Annotated in this window: 20 protein-coding genes; 14 read left to right on the forward strand and 6 right to left on the reverse strand. The window is 56.2% G+C overall.

Translation table 11 applies throughout. The features are described 5' to 3' along the window. Positions 1-65: 65 nt before the first annotated feature. Both MJ257_RS09225 and MJ257_RS09230 read left to right on the forward strand, forming a co-directional pair. A complete protein-coding gene (locus tag MJ257_RS09225; protein ID WP_240268976.1) occupies positions 66-653 on the forward strand; it encodes a sigma-70 family RNA polymerase sigma factor in 588 nt (195 codons plus the stop codon). Next, on the forward strand, positions 646-1,599 hold the full coding sequence (locus MJ257_RS09230) for a DUF4367 domain-containing protein (RefSeq protein ID WP_240268977.1): 954 nt from the start codon (positions 646-648) through the stop codon (positions 1,597-1,599). Before MJ257_RS09225 ends, MJ257_RS09230 begins: the two co-directional genes overlap by 8 nt. 56 nt (positions 1,600-1,655) lie before the next feature. Here MJ257_RS09230 and MJ257_RS09235 read toward each other — a convergent pair whose 3' ends face one another. The 3 genes from MJ257_RS09235 to MJ257_RS09245 are packed head-to-tail and all read right to left on the reverse strand — an operon-like array spanning position 1,656 to position 3,922. Then, positions 1,656-2,942: a septum site-determining protein MinC gene (locus tag MJ257_RS09235; RefSeq protein ID WP_240268978.1), complete on the reverse strand. Its 1,287-nt coding sequence runs from the start codon at positions 2,940-2,942 to the stop codon at positions 1,656-1,658. Positions 2,943-2,954: 12 nt separating this feature from the next. After that, the gene (locus MJ257_RS09240) at positions 2,955-3,440 is read right to left on the reverse strand and encodes a prepilin-type N-terminal cleavage/methylation domain-containing protein (protein WP_240268979.1); all 486 of its coding nucleotides are present in this window, start codon (positions 3,438-3,440) and stop codon (positions 2,955-2,957) included. After that, positions 3,437-3,922 (reverse strand): type IV pilus modification PilV family protein, encoded by a 486-nt coding sequence (locus MJ257_RS09245; RefSeq protein ID WP_240268980.1) that lies wholly within the window; start codon positions 3,920-3,922, stop codon positions 3,437-3,439. The genes MJ257_RS09240 and MJ257_RS09245 overlap by 4 nt, the downstream gene beginning before the upstream one ends. A gap of 290 nt (positions 3,923-4,212) precedes the next feature. Between MJ257_RS09245 and MJ257_RS09250 the strand changes: the two genes are divergently transcribed. The 10 genes from MJ257_RS09250 (at position 4,213) to MJ257_RS09295 (ending at position 13,142) form a co-directional block, all read left to right on the forward strand. Next, complete coding sequence (locus MJ257_RS09250; protein WP_240268981.1) at positions 4,213-5,892, forward strand: GspE/PulE family protein; 1,680 nt, start codon at positions 4,213-4,215, stop codon at positions 5,890-5,892. Then, positions 5,889-6,950 (forward strand): type IV pilus twitching motility protein PilT, encoded by a 1,062-nt coding sequence (locus tag MJ257_RS09255; RefSeq protein ID WP_240268982.1) that lies wholly within the window; start codon positions 5,889-5,891, stop codon positions 6,948-6,950. Before MJ257_RS09250 ends, MJ257_RS09255 begins: the two co-directional genes overlap by 4 nt. 50 nt (positions 6,951-7,000) lie before the next feature. Continuing rightward, positions 7,001-8,209: a type II secretion system F family protein gene (locus MJ257_RS09260; protein WP_240268983.1), complete on the forward strand. Its 1,209-nt coding sequence runs from the start codon at positions 7,001-7,003 to the stop codon at positions 8,207-8,209. A 45-nt stretch (positions 8,210-8,254) separates the two neighbouring features. Continuing rightward, positions 8,255-8,734: a prepilin-type N-terminal cleavage/methylation domain-containing protein gene (locus MJ257_RS09265; RefSeq protein ID WP_240268984.1), complete on the forward strand. Its 480-nt coding sequence runs from the start codon at positions 8,255-8,257 to the stop codon at positions 8,732-8,734. Between the two features lie 5 nt (positions 8,735-8,739). Beyond that, the gene (locus MJ257_RS09270) at positions 8,740-9,516 is read left to right on the forward strand and encodes a prepilin peptidase (protein WP_240268985.1); all 777 of its coding nucleotides are present in this window, start codon (positions 8,740-8,742) and stop codon (positions 9,514-9,516) included. Then, a complete protein-coding gene (pilM, locus tag MJ257_RS09275) occupies positions 9,486-10,445 on the forward strand; it encodes a type IV pilus biogenesis protein PilM (protein ID WP_240268986.1) in 960 nt (319 codons plus the stop codon). The genes MJ257_RS09270 and pilM overlap by 31 nt, the downstream gene beginning before the upstream one ends. After that, the gene (locus MJ257_RS09280) at positions 10,442-10,981 is read left to right on the forward strand and encodes a PilN family protein (protein WP_240268987.1); all 540 of its coding nucleotides are present in this window, start codon (positions 10,442-10,444) and stop codon (positions 10,979-10,981) included. Before pilM ends, MJ257_RS09280 begins: the two co-directional genes overlap by 4 nt. Beyond that, positions 10,978-11,622 carry a hypothetical protein gene (locus tag MJ257_RS09285; RefSeq protein ID WP_240268988.1) on the forward strand — a complete coding sequence of 215 codons (645 nt, stop codon included), beginning with the start codon at positions 10,978-10,980 and terminating at the stop codon, positions 11,620-11,622. The genes MJ257_RS09280 and MJ257_RS09285 overlap by 4 nt, the downstream gene beginning before the upstream one ends. A 150-nt stretch (positions 11,623-11,772) precedes the next feature. Continuing rightward, positions 11,773-12,207, forward strand: coding sequence for an NfeD family protein (locus tag MJ257_RS09290; RefSeq protein ID WP_240268989.1), 435 nt, complete (start codon positions 11,773-11,775; stop codon positions 12,205-12,207). Next, the gene (locus MJ257_RS09295) at positions 12,207-13,142 is read left to right on the forward strand and encodes an SPFH domain-containing protein (RefSeq protein WP_059042285.1); all 936 of its coding nucleotides are present in this window, start codon (positions 12,207-12,209) and stop codon (positions 13,140-13,142) included. Before MJ257_RS09290 ends, MJ257_RS09295 begins: the two co-directional genes overlap by 1 nt. A 58-nt stretch (positions 13,143-13,200) precedes the next feature. Here the strand turns inward: MJ257_RS09295 and MJ257_RS09300 are convergent, their stop codons facing one another. Beyond that, positions 13,201-14,214, reverse strand: a complete 1,014-nt coding sequence (locus MJ257_RS09300; RefSeq protein ID WP_240268990.1) for an AraC family transcriptional regulator — start codon at positions 14,212-14,214, stop codon at positions 13,201-13,203. A gap of 142 nt (positions 14,215-14,356) precedes the next feature. Between MJ257_RS09300 and MJ257_RS09305 the strand changes: the two genes are divergently transcribed. Continuing rightward, positions 14,357-14,935 carry an NAD(P)H-dependent oxidoreductase gene (locus MJ257_RS09305; protein WP_240268991.1) on the forward strand — a complete coding sequence of 193 codons (579 nt, stop codon included), beginning with the start codon at positions 14,357-14,359 and terminating at the stop codon, positions 14,933-14,935. Between the two features lie 51 nt (positions 14,936-14,986). On the opposite strand, the gene MJ257_RS09310 is transcribed toward MJ257_RS09305, so the two are convergent. Both MJ257_RS09310 and MJ257_RS09315 read right to left on the reverse strand, forming a co-directional pair. Then, positions 14,987-15,661 (reverse strand): PspA/IM30 family protein, encoded by a 675-nt coding sequence (locus tag MJ257_RS09310; RefSeq protein ID WP_240268992.1) that lies wholly within the window; start codon positions 15,659-15,661, stop codon positions 14,987-14,989. A gap of 52 nt (positions 15,662-15,713) precedes the next feature. Next, on the reverse strand, positions 15,714-15,938 hold the full coding sequence (locus MJ257_RS09315) for a PspC domain-containing protein (protein ID WP_240268993.1): 225 nt from the start codon (positions 15,936-15,938) through the stop codon (positions 15,714-15,716). A gap of 439 nt (positions 15,939-16,377) precedes the next feature. Between MJ257_RS09315 and MJ257_RS09320 the strand changes: the two genes are divergently transcribed. Then, the gene (locus MJ257_RS09320) at positions 16,378-16,944 is read left to right on the forward strand and encodes a flavodoxin family protein (protein WP_240268994.1); all 567 of its coding nucleotides are present in this window, start codon (positions 16,378-16,380) and stop codon (positions 16,942-16,944) included. The last annotated feature ends 86 nt before the right edge of the window (positions 16,945-17,030 follow it).

Consider the following 17,030-nt stretch of genomic DNA (forward strand, 5'->3'; position numbering starts at 1 on the left):
CATCCTGCCGCGCGGAGGAAGCGGCCTCAAGAAATCCGTCCCTTGGAGAAAGGAGGGGAAGAAACATGCTGCAGCAGCGCGCGCTGTTTCCAACCGTTAAGGAACAGGACAAGCGGGATCAGAAAGAGCGGATCGCCGTTTCGGCCGAAACGGACTTTGAGGTGATTTTCGAAACCTACTATACCCGAATTTTCAAATATATCCGCTTCCGGGTGGACTGCGAATATACGGCAGAGGACTTGACCAGCCAGGTCTTTGAGAAAGTGCTGACCCGATATCGCACCTTCCGGGCAAACCGCTCCCCGTTCGAGGTATGGTTGATCGCCATAGCCCGCAATACGGTCAACGATTATTACCGCAGGCAACATAAGTGGAAGCTGTTTTCCCTGGATCTGTTCAAAGAGTCGGCCTCCCGAGAGCAAGGACCGGAGGATCGGACCCTCATCCGGGAAGCGGAAACGGAATTGAACCTAGCCTTGCAAACGTTAAAGCCCCTGGAGCGGCATATTCTAGCGCTCAAATACGGAGCGGGCATGAAAAATGTCCAGATCGCCGAGTTCACGGGATTGAATGAAAGTCATGTCGGCGTGACGTTGTTTCGCGCCACGAAAAAATTAAAGATGGATCTCGAAAGGGAGAATGAACATGGATAACCAAGACCAATACCGCCGGTTTGAAGCTGATTTGGATGCTCTGCTGGAAGGGCGGGAGAATCCCGCGAACCAGACCGGAGAGGATAAAGGGTTGCTTGCTTTTGGAGGTATGCTTGCCGCAGCCGACTTGGGCGCGGGAGCCCATAAAGAGGCGGTGAAGCAACGGATCTCGGGTCAGGCCGCCACCCGGCGTTCCGCCCGCGGTCTTACCGGTCGCAAGGTAGCCGGTGGCGTTGCCGTTGCCGCGGCGTTAGCCCTGGTGATCGGGATCGGATTTGCGCCTTCGTCGTTTGCCAGCGGGATCCTGGACCGGATCATCTCCACCGTAACCTTAGGTCATATTACCGTTTTTCAGGTTGAAACGCCTTCGGAGGAGGCCTCTGCCCCGTTGCCGGAAGCTTTGCAGGGCAAGGTGTTTACGAAGGACGGCAAGCCCGTTTATGAGTTGAACTCGCATACGGGTCCGCTGTATACGGCGGAGGGGGAAGAGATCGCCGGATTCGCGAACAAGGAAATCGTGACCAAGGCACAAGCGGAGGCTGAGGCCAAGGAAGGGATTCTTACGCTGACCAACCCGGATGCCTTGAGTAATTCCACCGACTTCCGGGTGAAGTTGCCGGCGTATTTGCCGGAAGGTTACGCGTTCAGCCGGGCTGAGCAATACCTCGATGAACAGGGGAACGCGAGTCCGAAATACATGAGCCTGTATTTTGCCAATGCGGGTACCGGGAACGAAATCTATTTCCAACAACGGCTCGCTGATGAAGAAACCGCGTATGCCAGCTCTACGCAGGACGAGATAAAGAAAACCCAGGTCGGCGATGCGGATGCGGTGATCGTGAATGGGAACTCGATCGCCTGGGAGGCGGATGGGGTGATGTTTGACCTGATCGCCAAAGGGCTAGACGAGAGCGAATTGATCCGGATCGCAGAGTCTTTGAAGTAGAAAGGTTACAGCAATAACGAACAAACCGGCCTTTATAGCGGCCGGTTTGTTCGTCGTTAATTGATCGTTGTTGCGTCTTCGTTAATCACGATATCCGTGGGCTTGTCCGGGTTCACTATAGGTCCACTCGAGCCAGATGCCCGAATGACCAGACCGCTGTTCCCGTTCACATTAATTCTTTTATTTGAATATACATGTCCGGTCAGCGAAGAGGAGTTGGAGTTGTTATCGATGACAATATCATAATCAGAGTACAACGCGAATCGACTATCGTCCCGTATCTTGCCATTTGTGTGTCCGCCAACGTAAATCACTCCGGCCGTCAACTTCGTGTGAAAATCCAGAGAACCGCCAACATACAAGTCCCCGATCAGCGTGATGCCTTCATTATGAGGTTCATTAAAATTACCGGCTCCGCCGATCCAAATTTTGTCGGATGCTTGAATCAATGGACATTTGGACGATGCTACGGAGCCCATGATGTAAATATTTCCGGTAGCCAGGATGGTGTTGTCATTATGCATATTGACGGTGCCCGTGATCACCAGGTCCCCATTTACCGATAATCGGGAGCCGTTTTGCAGTGTTACATTACTGAAAACTGCCGAGTGCTCGATGGTTTGGGTTCCGCTTTTTAGCGTTAACTCCTGCGGGTTAGGATTGCTCTTAAGCAAAGCGTTTTTAGCGTTCTCGGCTTCAACTCTAACCTCCTGTATGATAGCGGCAATGTCTACCTGGCTGGGCGGAGCCAAGTCAACTTTCGGATAGTTTGGAGCTAGAATTTTCCCCTGAACGTCTGCTCCGTTGTTATTTAGTCCCGATTTGGCAAACACATTCCCGATAACCGTCGTTTTTCCATTTAGCTCCACATTTTCACGGCTGACGAGTGCAAATTCGCTTCCACCGGATCCCGGCTGGTTCGGATCATCCGGAGAATCATTCAAAATAATCTCGACCCTGCGCCGATACGTTTGCGTAACCTGGTCCGATACCCCGTCGGCTTTAACAATCGCCACGTATCGCTGGTTCTCCTTGTCCAAGGTCACTGTGCCTGGCTCCACGTATTTGGCTGCAGCGGCTTTGACGTCGTCCAGCGTTACCTTGTCCTTCTCTTTCAGCGCCATCACGGCCGCCCGGAGTTCGGAGAGCTTAATCAGCAGCTTCGTTTCGCCGTCGGCCTGGGCAGAGACGATATCTTCGGAGACGTTCACCATGCCTTGGGAGTTCGTTACCGCCTGCATGACCAGAGTGCCAATCACGAACAGTACGGCAACCAGCAGCAGCACGGAGATTAAGGCATAACCTTGCTCTTGTCGGAAAGCGGTTTGTCTTCGTCCTTTCATCCCTTAAGCACCTCACGATAACAGTTTAATCGAAACGAACAGATAGATCGGCTCCACCTTCGGATCCTCCTTCAACGCTACCCGCAGGTTGATCAGCAAATCGTGGGGTCCCTTGGAAAAAGTGGTGCCGGACAAATCCAGCGTTTCATCGCTGAATCGGACACCGTCAAGGAGAAGCTGCCCCCCGTTCAGCTGGACGCGGATCGTCTTGGTTGATTCCGTAAGCGCGTCGGTGACCACCTCGGCCTGAAATTGAGTAGAGTTACCGACGATCGAGATCGACACGGCGTTTCTCAATTTGGCCTGAAGCGCGGAGCTTAGCGTGATTGCTTCATTGCGCAACTGCGTTTCATGGTTGACCCGGCCAAAAGCGAACAGTGACGTAGTCAGCACAGTCGACACTAAAATGACCAGTAACCCGGATAAAGCCAAGGCAGCCAGCAGCTCCACCAGCGTGATTCCGTCTTCCCGGCGAATCCGCCGCATCCGATGCTTCATGGCAAACTCCCCCCAGCAGCGGCCGCATAGTTCTTCTTGACGGCGCCCGTGATCGAGACGTTGTGCCTATACTTGCCGGACCCCTGGGACGGATCGGGTAGCCAATAGACCGTTACGGTGATATACAAGATGTCGGGATTCGAGATATATTTTGAATTATGGTCACTGACCTCGGTTTTTAGGAGGTAGATGTCCTTGGTCGTATCGGGCAACGTTCCCGGAGGGCGGCTGGCCAGGGTCTGCAGCTGCGAGAACTCCATCGACTGGATCTCGTGGAGCCGGGCGTTGGCCAAATGGGTCGCGGACAGACGCTGGTTCGTCAGCTTGCTCTGCGAGGCGCTGTTCGAAAAATAGGATAAAAAGTATAAGCTGACGATCGAGAGAATGACTAGAGCAAGGGCCACTTCGAGCAGCGTCAGGCCTTCTTCCCGCGCGAACGCTTGCCGAAGGGGAGTTCTTTTTTGTCTTAAAGCGGTTTTCATGACCATCCACTCGCTTTCGAACAGTATAGAAAATGTTGAGTCTTGTTGGTCGATGGAGAGTCCTGTCGAGCTATGTATTCTAGGTATATTTTACTATAAAAATGATAGCATCGTTTTTACGAAAGGTATATAATCGTTATTAAATTGAAGTTATTAATTTATTTTCTCGTAATCTATCAATTGACCTGATTTAGAAGAATGGGTCTTTGGAACTAACGTCGTTGATCCGCGTTTTTCAGCACCTAAAATTTTCAAATTGCATAAAAACTCCGACAGTGATGAGGTGAACCATGTACACGATCAAAAAAAGGTTGGGTGAACTTCTACTGGAATCCGGAATCATCACGGAACCGCAGCTGCAAACCGCTTTGGAGGAACAGCAGCGCACCAAGAAAAAACTCGGCGACGTGCTGCTGGCGCAAGGCGTCCTTACGGAGCACCAGCTCATCGAAGTGTTGGAATTTCAGCTTGGCATCCCGCATGTCACCTTGTCAAGGTTTCAAATCGATGCCAAATTAAGCCAGGTCATTCCGGAGCAAATGGCCAGACGGTATCAAGTTCTCCCGATCCGCGTGGACGGGCGCAAGCTGATGGTTGCGATGGCCGACCCCCTGGACTTGTTCGTCATCGACGATCTTCGAATGAGCACCGGCTTTACGATCGAACCGGCGATTATTTCGCGGGGCGAGCTGCAGCGGGGGATTGCCCGCTTGTACGGCCTGCAGGACTCCATGAACGAAATGATCAAGGATCTCGGAACCGGTGCCGCTCAAATCGACGTTGAAGATTCGGTGATCTTGGGCGAAGATTCGCCCGTCGTCCGGTTGGTGCAACAAATGATCGAGCAGGCGGTGCGCCTTGGCGCAAGCGATATTCACGTCGACCCGATGGAGACGCAGTTGGCGATCCGCTACCGGATCGATGGACAGCTGCGCAACGAGCGGACTGTTCCGAAGTCGATGCAAGGCGTCATTATCGCCAGGCTGAAGATTCTGGGCAATTTGAACATCGCCGAACGGCGGTTGCCTCAGGACGGCCGGATCAAGATGCTGGTGGATGGCAAACCCATCGATATTCGCTTGTCATCCCTGCCAACCGTGCATGGGGAAAAGATCGTCATGAGGTTGCTCGACCTTGCTGACGGCGTGAAGGGCTTGGACAAGCTGGGCATGACGGAGTCGACGTTAAGCCTGTTCCGGCGCATGATCGAGAAGCAGCACGGCATGGTCCTGCTGACCGGACCGACGGGGAGCGGGAAAACGACAACCCTGTATTCGGCATTGCAGCACTTAAACCGGGAGGAAACGAATATCATTACGGTCGAAGATCCGGTCGAGTACATGCTGGACGGCGTGAACCAAATGCAGGTCCATCCGGCGGCAGGGTTGACGTTTGCCAGAGGGCTGCGCTCCATCCTGCGTCAGGATCCCAACATTATCATGGTGGGAGAAATCCGCGACCTGGAAACGGCGGAGATTGCGATCCGGGCTTCATTAACCGGCCATCTCGTATTTTCGACTTTACATACCAACGATGCGGTGAGCACGGTCGTCCGGCTGCGCGATATGGGAATCGAACCGTACCTGATTGCCTCGTCCCTGCTCGGGATCGTAGCCCAGCGGCTGGTGCGCTGCATCTGCCCGGACTGCAAAACATCCTATGTGCCGGATCGGCAGGAAACGATTTACCTGGAGCGGCTCGGTATTCATACGGACAAGCTGTACCGCGGCAACGGCTGCGGCACCTGCGGCAAAACCGGCTACCGCGGCCGGATGGCGGTGCATGAAGCGCTGCTGATCAGCGATGACCTGCGTTCCGCGATCGTAGGCGGCCGATCGATCCATGAGTTGCGCCGGATGGCGAAGGATCAAGGGATGACGACGCTGTTTGCCGACGGGATCCAAAAGGCGCTGGAAGGACAAACCACCCTGCAGGAAATCATCCGCGAAGTGGAAGAGGAAGAACGATGAATCAGGAATTGATCGTAACGGACGAGACGTTTAACGGCCTGCTGAAGCAGGCATTTGGCGCCGGCGCATCCGACTTGCACGTGACGGTGAACTCGCCGCCGGTGCTGCGGATCGACGGGTCGCTTCGGGCGCTAGGCGAGGAGCTGCTGTCGCCGTCCACGCTGGAGCGGATCGTGCAAGAGCTGATGAGCCCGGCGCAGTACAAGAAATTCGCGGAGCAAGGGGAGCTGGATTTCTCTTACGGCCTGCCGGGCATCTCCCGGTTCCGCATCAACGTATTCCGGCAACGGGGTTCGATCAGTATCGCGGCAAGGGTCATCTCGCCTCTGGTTCCGGCCTTCGAGACGTTGAATTTGCCGCCGGTGCTGTTGAAGCTGGCCCAGAAGCCGCAAGGCTTGTTTCTCGTCACCGGCCCGACCGGAAGCGGGAAATCGACGACCTTGGCTTCGTTGATCGACCATATCAACCATACGCAGCGTAAGCATATCGTCACGCTGGAAGACCCGATCGAATACCTGCATCGCCATGACAAGTCGATCATCAATCAGCGGGAGGTGGGATTGGATACGCTCTCGTTCGATAATGGGCTCCGGGCAGCGCTTCGCCAAGACCCGGATATCATTCTGGTCGGCGAGATGCGTGATCCCGAAACGATCCGAACGGCGATCACGGCCGCCGAAACCGGCCATCTCGTTTTTGCCACCCTGCATACGGCCGATGCGCCGCAGACGATCGATCGGATTATCGACGCTTTTCCGCCGGCCCAGCAGGGGCAGATCCGCATTCAGCTCGCCTCGGTGCTATTGGCGATTTTATCGCAGCGACTGCTGCCGTCCCGCAGCGGGAAAGGGCGCGTGTGCGCAACGGAATTGCTGCTCAATCCGCCGGCGGTGGGCAATCTGATCCGTTCGGAGAAGGTGCACCAGATCAAAAGCGTGATGCAAACGAACTTCCAGCTTGGAATGCACACGCTGGAGATGAGCCTGCGCGAGCTGCTGCGGCAGGGCGCGGTTGATGAAGCTTCGGCCCGGCCGTACTTGACGGAAAGCTCCCTCTGATTCATGGGTGGCGCGAAGACAGATGCGAGAAGCGGAAGGACAGATGCCAGATGCCCCAATACGTATATCAGGGCAAGGATGGGGTGGGGAAACAACGCAAAGGGGCATTGCAGGCCCCTGACCGGTCCACCGCGCTTGCCGAATTAAAGAGGCAGCAAATCGTTGTAACGGGTCTGCGCGAGAAGCGCGAGACCGTTTGGAATAAGGAGTTTTACCTGGGTAATCCGGTTAAAAACGAGCAGTTCGTCGTATTTTGCCGGCAGTTTGCCACGATGATCAAAGCGGGCATCTCCATCGTCGAGGCCACCGCCATTCTGGCGGAGCAATCCGAAAGCAAAGCTTTGAAGAAGACGCTGGCCGAGGTGGCGGCCGAGCTCCGCAAGGGGAGTACGTTCTCCGGAGCGATTTCGGCGTACCCGCGGATCTTTCCGACGATCTTCGTGCAGATGATCCGTGCGGGGGAAGAGGCGGGCAGCATGGAGGAGACGCTGGAGCGGCTGGCCGTGTATTTCGAAAAAGCACATGTCACGCGGGAAAAAGTGAAGTCGGCGATGACCTATCCGCTGATCGTCAGCGTGATGGCCGTGTTTGTCATCATTTTTTTGCTGAAATTCATGATTCCGCGGTTTCAGACGATGTTCGCCCAGCTAGGCGGGGATCTGCCCGCGATCACGAAGTTTACGCTTTCCCTCAGCCGCAGCCTGGAACAGCATTGGATCGTTTGGCTGTTGATCGCCTTGGCGGCGGTGGCCGCGGTTTACCTGCTGCTAAGGTGGGAGCGCGGAGCGTATGCCTGGGATTATATCAAGCTCAAGGCCCCCGTGTTCGGGATACTGAATCGGAAAAGCGCGATCGCCCAGTTGACGCGGACGTTGTCCTCGCTGTTCGCCAGTGCGGTGCCGGTGCTTCAAGCCTTGGCCATCGTGGAGAAGGCGGTGGGCAACCGGGTGATCGGAGCCACGCTGCGGGAGTGCCAGGCCTCGCTCCGCCAAGGCCGCCCGCTGTCCGAGCCGCTGCGCCAGTCGTGGGTGTTTCCGCCGCTGGTGACCCAGATGATCCGGGTTGGCGAGGAGACGGGCTCGATCGATGCGATGCTGGCCAAGGTGGCGGATTTTTATGAACGCGACGTGGAGAACACCGTGGACAAACTGAAGCAGCTGATCGAGCCGGTGATGATCCTTTTGCTGGCCGGCGTAGTGGGTTTCATCGTCGCTTCGGTGATGATCCCGATGCTTAGCTTATACCGAAATATTAGTTGATCTCGGGTTGAATGGATACGAATTATTTAAGGAGGTTAATCAATCATGACAGCACTTATCCAACGTTTTCAGCGTTTGCGCAAGGAAGAAAAGGGGATTACGCTCGTCGAATTGCTGGCCGTTATCGTGATCATCGGCGTCATCGCCGCCATTGCGGTGCCGTTGATTACGGGGTTACTGGACGATACGAAGGAGAATGCCCGATCCGCAACGGCGAACCAATTGCTAGAGGCGGCAAAACTGAGATCGATCGCAACGACGGACGGGGAAATTAAAGGAACGCATACTTTGGACCAGTTAATATCAGGCAAATACCTGCAAGATGGCGTTACCGATCCAAAGTCAGGTAAAGACTTGGTTAAGGCTACGACTGTGGTTAATCTCGACAACATCAACTCTACGACCAGTCCGGTTGTCACGTTGGTGGTTACAGACGGAGAGACCGTTAACTTTACATCTGCCCAGATCAAGAAGGGTGAGCCGGGGACGGTAAAAACTACCGCCACATCAACCCCGGGTTCTTAAAGCAGATGGAAACGACGTGGCTCCTGACGGCGCTGAATTTTGCCGCCGGGCTGGCCTTGGGGCCGGCCCTGGCGCGGTACGGGCGCCGGCTGGCGGCGCGGCGCGGGATGCTGCGCGCCGTTGGCGGCGAAGCCGCAGGCCCAGCGGCGCGCGAAGCGGCCGCCGCGGGCGAGCCCGTGAGCGGCGCGGCTGACGCCAGCGCCGCTGCCGCCCCCGCCTCCGGCCGGCTGCGCCGGGCCGGAGACCTCGCCGCCGCCCTCGCGACGGCGGCGCTGTTCGCGCTGATGCACCTGCAGTTCGGTGCATCGGGCGCATGGGCGGTCGGCCTGGTGCTGACCGCCCTGGCCGTGATATGCGCGGTCACCGACCTGACCGCGCATATCATCCCCAACGGCGCCGTCATGGGCTTCGGCGCCGTGCTGCTTGTCGCCGCCCCGCTGGGGGGCGGCGTCCCGCTGTGGAGCCAAGCGCTGGGCGCGCTTGGCGGCGGTGGTCTGCTGCTGCTGATCGCCCTCCTCACCTCCGGGAAGGGGATGGGGATGGGCGACGTGAAGCTGCTGACCGTCTTCGGCTGGGTCGTCGGCTTTCCCGGCGTGCTCTTGGCCTTGTTTCTGGCCAGCGCGGCCGGCGCGACCGCCGGTCTGCTGCAACTGGCGCGGGGCCGCAGAAGCCGCGGCCAGACGCTGGCGTTTGGTCCCTTTTTGGCGATCGGCACCCTGGTGGTTTACATGTATGGAAAGGAGATCATCCATTGGTATCTGCAAAACGTCATTCCTTTTTAATGAGCCGGCGGCCGGCCCACATCGGCATCACGATCGATGAGGATGGCATCCGATACGTCAAATACAACCCCAAACGCGGTACCGTGGAACGGGCCGGCTTGCTGCCGGTAGATGCCGATCTGAACGAGGACGGGGTTCCCGACGTGACCGGATTAACCGACATGGTGAAACGCTGGGTGAACCGCCGGGGACTTGCCGGGAAGAAAGTTCGCTTGGCCGCGCCTACCTCCCAGTCGTTTATCCGATTGCTCCACGTTCCCAAGGTAAGCAAAAGACAGCAGCGGCGCGTAACCGAGCTGGAGATCGAAGGCAGCATCCGCCTGCCGTTCGAGGACCCGGTGATCGATTACCATTGGATGGAGAGCCGCGACCCGGAGGAGGCGCTGCTGACGTTCGTTGCCGCCGTGCCGCGTCCGGTCATCCAGGAGCTGGTATCGTCGCTGGAGCAGGCCGGACTTCGTCTGGAAGCCGTCGATTTGGCTACGATTGCGCTCTCGCGGATTCTCCGGGGGCAGCGCCTGCTCGGCGAGTCCAGCAATGTGATGGCGATCAATTTCAAGGCCAAAGAAGCCGAGGTCTACACGTACCACCATGGGTTGCCTGATTTCGTGCGCACGTTTCCTTTGGAACCGGTGTCCGGCGACAAGCTGAACACGTGGAGGTATGGGGAGATCGTCTCCTCGGTGACCCGGATCATGAATTTTTACGAGTATACGCTGCATGAAGGACATGAACGGGTGCAAAGCATCGTGATCGCCGGCGCCGCGCCGGACAAGCCGGAGATTGCCCGGCAGTTGTCGGCGGCCTTTGATCAGGTGAGCGTGTCCGAGGTGGACCTGTCTCCCTACTTTGCCGGACAGGAAATGGCCGACCAAGGCAGTTATGCGATTGCCCTCGGCCTTGCTATGAAGGGAGCGGAAAGCCGATGATCGATATCAATTTGCTCCCTCCCAAACCACGCCCGGCATCAGCTGGAGTCCTTCTCCCGATCTTGCTGCTGCTTGCCGGGCTTGGCATCTGTGCCTACCTTGGATACGCGTATTGGGGCGTTCAAGAGGATGCTACCGCATGGAAAACGTCGATCACCGAAACGGAGCGGCAGCAGGCCGAGCTGCAAAGGGAGCTGCAAAGCTTGGGGACCTCGGGAATCGGCGCCGCGGGCATCGAGATGATCGAGAAGCTGAGCGGGCAGCGGCCGGATGTCAAGGCGCTGATCGGCAGCCTGGAAGCTCCGCTTCCCACCGGCAGCACGCTGGAAACCGTCCGGTTAAGCGAGACCGGTTTGGCCTGGACCTGCCTGTTTACCAGCTTAAGCCAAGCCAGCGCTTATTCCTCCGCACTCCGTGAACAGCCGGACCTAAGCGGGGAGCTGATTCAATCGGTGAAGGAGCTGCAGGGCCGGGGATATATCGGCACGTTTGAACTGAGGCCGGGAACGGCGGAACAGGCGGGTGACGGCGAGTGAAGACCGAACATCGCTCCGGAACGGCCGGAGCCCGCTGGATGCTGGTTGCCGCGCTGGTGATGCTGGCGGCGGGATCGTTTTATTTCTTGGGCTACAGGCCAGAAGTGGAGAAATCCGCGAACCTAGAGTCCGACCACGAAGAGAAACGGCTGTTTCTGCAAAAGACCCAGGCGATCGTGGACGCCAAACGGGCGGATCTTGCGGCGGAGGGCGCTTCGGCCGACACGGCCAAGCGGGAGGCAGCGGTACCTGGCGAACCTGACCGGGAAGGGATATTGCTTGACTTGGAGCAAGCGGCGAAATCCTCTGGCGCGAAGATTCAGGAGGTCGTCTTCGAGGAACCGGGGGTCGGCGCCCAGACGGCTGCTGCATCCGAGACCACGCCGACGGGAGATTCCTCGACCTTGAATGGGAGCTCGGTTGCCGGACTGCCGAATGGAGCTGAGGACCTCACTGCCGCGGGATTCACCGAGATGTTGATGCGGGTAAATCTTCGAGGGACGTTGGCCGAAGTCAAGAACTTCGCCGCGGCTTTGCAAGGAGCCGAGCGGCTCTACGTCGTCCTGTCCTTCGAATACGGAAATGAAGAAGCGGTGGATAGCAATACGTCGGTGTTCCAGCTGTTGGCTTTTTACCGATAAATCACAGAGCAAGAGCCCTTTTGGGCTTCACCAAGCACCCCGGCCACACGGCCGGAGTGCTTTTTTTGCAAATCCATATCATTCCTTGATACTTTTTGGTATGTTCACCGTATAAATAATTATAATGCTGAAAGGTGGTGCAACAGGGGGATGGAAATGTGGGCAATTTGGCTCATCGTCGCCGGAATCTTATTCGTGCTTGAGATGATGACGATGACTTTTTACCTGCTATGGCTCTGCATCGGTTCGCTGGTCGCAGCAGTCGTGGCTTTGGTGGCCCCCGAAGCTTACTTCTGGCAGGTTGCTGCGGGCTGTCTGGTCGCTTTAGTCCTGACGGTGTTTACGAAGCCGCTTTCCAGAAAATTTCGCGCAGCAAAAGGTTTTAAGGATATCGGTACCGAACTGGTAGGGAAGCAAGGCATTGTCGTGGAACCGATTGAACCCGGGCAATACGGCATCGTGAAGGTTGGGGGAGATTCGTGGAGCGCTACGGCGACCGTCCCGATCGGCAGGGACGAGAAGGTCCGGGTGCTGGAGCGAGGCAGTACAATTATCGAAGTAGAACGATGGGAGGAAATTTCTTAATGCAATGGGCAATTATTGCGGTCATTGTCGTCGTTGTCGTCGTCTTTATCTCGCTGACGGTCAAAATCGTGCCGCAGCAACGGGTGGGAGTCGTCGAACGGCTCGGTAAATTCAACCGCTTGCTGACGCCGGGGCTTAACGTGCTGATCCCGGTCATCGATCAGGTGCGGACGTATCATGATTTGCGGATCCAACAGACCAATGTGCCGCCGCAAACCGTCATTACCAAGGATAACGTTCAAGTTCAGATCGACACGATTATTTTCTATCAGGTTGTGAATCCGGAGCAAGCGACGTACGGCATTTCCGATTTTGTCTACGGGGTACGGAACATTACGACAGCAACGCTGCGCCAAATCATCGGTAAAATGGAGCTGGACGAAACGTTGTCCGGCCGGGAGAAGATCTCGACGGATATCCGGACCGCGTTGGACGAAGCGACCGAGAAATGGGGCGTACGGATCGAGCGGGTGGAAGTGCTCGACATCCGGCCGCCGGTGGATATCCAAGAAGCGATGGACAAACAAATGAAGGCCGAGCGGAACAAGCGGGCGATCGTGCTCGAGGCTGAAGCCGCCAAGCAGGATATGATCCTGCGCGCGGAAGGCGACAAGCAAAGCAAGATCCTGAAAGCGGAAGGCGACAAGGAAGCGCGGATTCGCGAAGCCGAAGGCTTCCGTCAAGCCCAGGAGCTCGAAGCGCTTGGGGAAGCGAAAGCGATTGAGTCGGTCGCTGCCGCCGAAAAGGCGCGGATCGAAATGCTGCGCGACGCTGCCCTGAACGAAGCGGTCTTGGCGTACCAGTCCTTCGAAGCCTTGAAGGAAGTGGCTAAAGGACCGGCGAACAAGGTGTTCATCCCGTCCAATGCGATCGAAACGCTGGGAAGCCTCGGCGCCATCAGCGAAGTATTCAAAGCCGGCAAGGACGGCAAATAAACGTATTTCACATAAAGATCCCGGCAAGAGGACGTTCTTGCCGGGATCTTTTTTACGTCTAAACCGTTCTGAGCGCTTTCGCCCGGTATTGTCCCGGAGTGAATCCCGTCCATTTCTTGAAGGCATTGTGAAAGGCGCTGGGTTCGGAATAATGCAGTAAATAGGCGATGTCGCTCGAGGAATATTCTTGCTGCTTGAGATAGGCCTTCGCCATCTCCATGCGTAGGCTTGCCGATAATTGCTGGTAAGAGGTTCCTTCCTCGCTTAACTTCAGTTGCAGCGATCTCGGGCTCACCGCTAACGCCTCCGCCGATTGCTGCAGAGTGGGGAAATAGCCGGGCAGGCAGGACAACATCCATTCTCGGAGTTGGTCGGACCATTGCTTTCCGCGCATCAGCTTTGTCTTGATTTCCTCCGCAATCGCCTCAAAAGATTTCAGCAGCCTCGGATCGGAATACAGGATCGGGTATTGCAGCACTTCCCGGTCCATCCGCATAGATGCTTCTTCGCCGCCAAACACGGGTTTAATCCCAAACAACGATCGATAAGCGCTGAGATCCTCCGGAGCGGGATAGGTGAACTGCAGCTCGCGAAGCAAGATCGGCCGCTGGCTCATCCGATGCAGCAGGTGGTACACCGAACTCACCATATCATCCAAGCACTGGCGGGAGATGGGAAGCGAATGGGGCCTGCGAATCCGTAGGAGCAAATCGTTTCCTTGTTCCTCCCAATCGAGGTTATACCCGCTGCACAGTAGGACGTGGTAACGTTGATAAGCCTGGAGCGCGTCCAGGATGCGTTCCGAATGCATCATGACATAACCAAGGATACCCAGATCCGCGGGATCGGTGAGTTGTCCTTGATGCAAGCCGAAGTTCATATCCTCCATGTAGTTGGCTGCCGCCAGGTTCAGCCGTTCCAGCTCCGCTTCGCTGATTCGGGCTTCTACATCGCTTAAACGGCGGATATCGAATTCCGCCTGTTGACACAAATATTCAAAATCGAGCCCCTTTCTGGCGATAGCTTTGCGAATGGGGTACACGATAGATACCGCAAAACCAAGGGGATCCATGAACCGCCTCACTCCTTTGCGCGAATCCGCAATATTTTTACGCGATCGATCATTTTGCCGCCTGGATGTTCGCTTTATGCTTAAGATACCATTCTTCGCAAGTTGAGAACACCGGAAGCTTAAATTTAAGGAGGACATCGTCATGAATATTTTAGTCATCAACGGACACCCCGACCCCGAGGCTTTTTGCGCCGCTTTGGCTGACGCGTACCGGGATGCCGCGGCATCCCAAGCCGGTGCAAAGGTCCGGGAAATCGACCTAAGCCAAATCGCTTTCGATCCGAATTTAAAATACGGGTATCGCCAAAGAACGGAGCTGGAGGAGGAATTGAGGGAAGCGCAGGAGATGATTGGCTGGGCGGATCATCTGGTTCTGGTGTATCCGACGTGGTGGGGGACGATGCCGGCGGTTCTGAAGGGGTTTTTCGACCGCGTCTTCTTACCCGGGTTTGCCTACAAACATCAACCGAACTCTTTGCTTTGGGATAAACTCCTCAAGGGGAAAACCGCCCATCTGATCGTGACCATGGATACGCCGTCCTGGTACAATCGCTGGTTCTATAAACGGGCGGGGCACCGGGTGATGAAAAGCAATATCTTGGGATACTGCGGCATCAAGACGGTACGCATTACGGAGTTTAACATGGTCTCGTCCTCTCAGGAATCGACGCGTTTGAAATGGTTGGAGAAAATAAGGAAGCTGGGGGCTGCGCTGGCCTAAACCAAAACCCGCCCGATGGGATTCATCGGGCGGGTTCGCTATATCAACGGCTCAGGCATGCCGGTTCGACAATTGCTCCTTTAGGCGTTCCAGCTCTTCGTTCACGGCGGTGGATTGGGCGCTGCCCGCATCCGCGATGCCGGACGTTTTCCCGTAGCTGGCGGAGACTTCCTGCTGGGCTTCCCAGTTCAGAATTTTCTCTTCCATTCGCTCGAAGCCTCGCGCCGCTGCGCCGCTTTCGATGCCGCGGCTGAAGTTCGGCCGCTCGGCTTCGGCTTTCACTTGGGCCTTGCGGGCACGGGCCGCCAGCTCGTTGCGTTTCTCCTTCAAGCGGGCGAACTCCGCTTTGCCTTCCGCGAGACGAATCTCCAGCTCGGCTACGCGGTCGCGCGCCTCCTGAGCTTCCTTGGCGTACTGCTGCGCTTGTTCCTCGTAACGGATTTTCTCCGCGGCCGCGTGACGCGCCGTCACTTCATCGCCTTGCTCCAGGGCGGTTAACGCGCGAATTTCGCTTTGTTTGGCAAGATGGGCGATGTCTGCGCTCTTCCGGTCCTGGACAGTGGCGGTCATTTGCTGCTCCTTGATCATTTTCTCGGCGGCGGCGATGTCGTCTTCCAGGTTGCGTAAGTATTGGCCGGTCATCAGGACCGGGTCTTCCAGTTTGTTTAATACTTCGTGAATCGAAGCTTTGGCCAGATTGGCAATGCGATCAAATACGCTGCTCATTCGAATCTCTCCTTTTAGGTTCAATAGGGTAAGGTTTGCAATCCTTCACAGATTAAAACGGGGAAAACGGATCATCGTAGCTGTAGCTCCCGATCGGTTCCTTTGGTACGACCAGGCTGGCGATCAGGTACAAAGCGACGACCGAGCCGAAGCTGAAGAATACCGCGACGACGGCCACCAGCCGCACGACCGTGGAGTCGACTCCGAGCCATTGGGCCAGACCGCCGCACAGGCCGCTTACTTGCTTATCCGTTGCCGAACGATATAGTTTTCTCATGACAAACCACTCGCTTTCATTTATTTTTCATGTCATAGGATCATTGGGAGTCAAAGTTTCGATCTTTACGAACTCGTTATCCGTTGTTCATGTCTTTATTCTAGCGGGAATGGCGCCGGGGCATAACGGGCTGGGGACGGTTTGTGAACTGGACCTTGGTCGGGCCGGTTCCTCGTCTGGAAGTCGGGGCGGCGACTTGAACTTCGGGAAACTCCTGGGGGGTGCTATAGAAAAAAGCTTGACGGCACGCCCATGTAAGCGCTTATTGCGGGGCCTGGCGTCGTCCTGCCTGCCCACCACTAGACAACCCCCTGCACGTTTCGCGAAAAACCGCCATAAACTTTTTAAGATTGGCATAATATGGGGTGCCTGTCGTATAACAATAAGTAGGCGTAATTTCGGGAAGTTTCGCTTGAGAAATCGGAAAGGGAGTGCAGGAATGCGAATCGCAGTCATTCAGGGAAGTGCAAGGAACGGAGGAAACACGGAGGATCTAACGCGGCTGGTATTAGAGGGGATACCCTATACGAATATCGTACTGCGGGAGAAGGAAATCAAGCCGATCCGCGATCAACGGCACGAAGAGGGCCGCTTCGACCCGGTGGACGACGATTACGACGAGCTGATCCAACTGGTACTGGAGCATGATGTTCTGATCTTCGCCACGCCGGTGTATTGGTACGGAGCATCCGGCTTGATGAAAAACTTCATCGATCGCTGGTCGCAAAGTCTTCGCGATGTCCGCTTCGATTTCAAGGAGCGGATGGCGTCCAAAACCGCGTATGCCGTCGTGGTCGGCGGAGACAATCCGCGAATCAAAGCGTTGCCGCTCATTCAGCAACTGCAATATACGTTTGATTTCGTGGGCTTGTCTTTTGCCGGGTATGTGATCGGGAAAGGCAGCAAGCCAGGCGAGGTGCTGAAGGACGCTCGCGCGGTCCGCGACGCCGCGACGTTAAACGCCGAACTGCGAAAGGCCGAGCCGTTGGCGGTGAATCGCTCTTAACGGAACGAAGTCAGGCAATGGAAATACGCCCGTGGATCACTTGAAGACGACGTGTTGCTGCATTTGCAGCGGCACGTTTTTTATTT

This window comes from Paenibacillus timonensis (assembly GCF_022427145.1).
Taxonomy (GTDB): Bacteria; Bacillota; Bacilli; order Paenibacillales; family Paenibacillaceae; genus Fontibacillus; species Fontibacillus timonensis.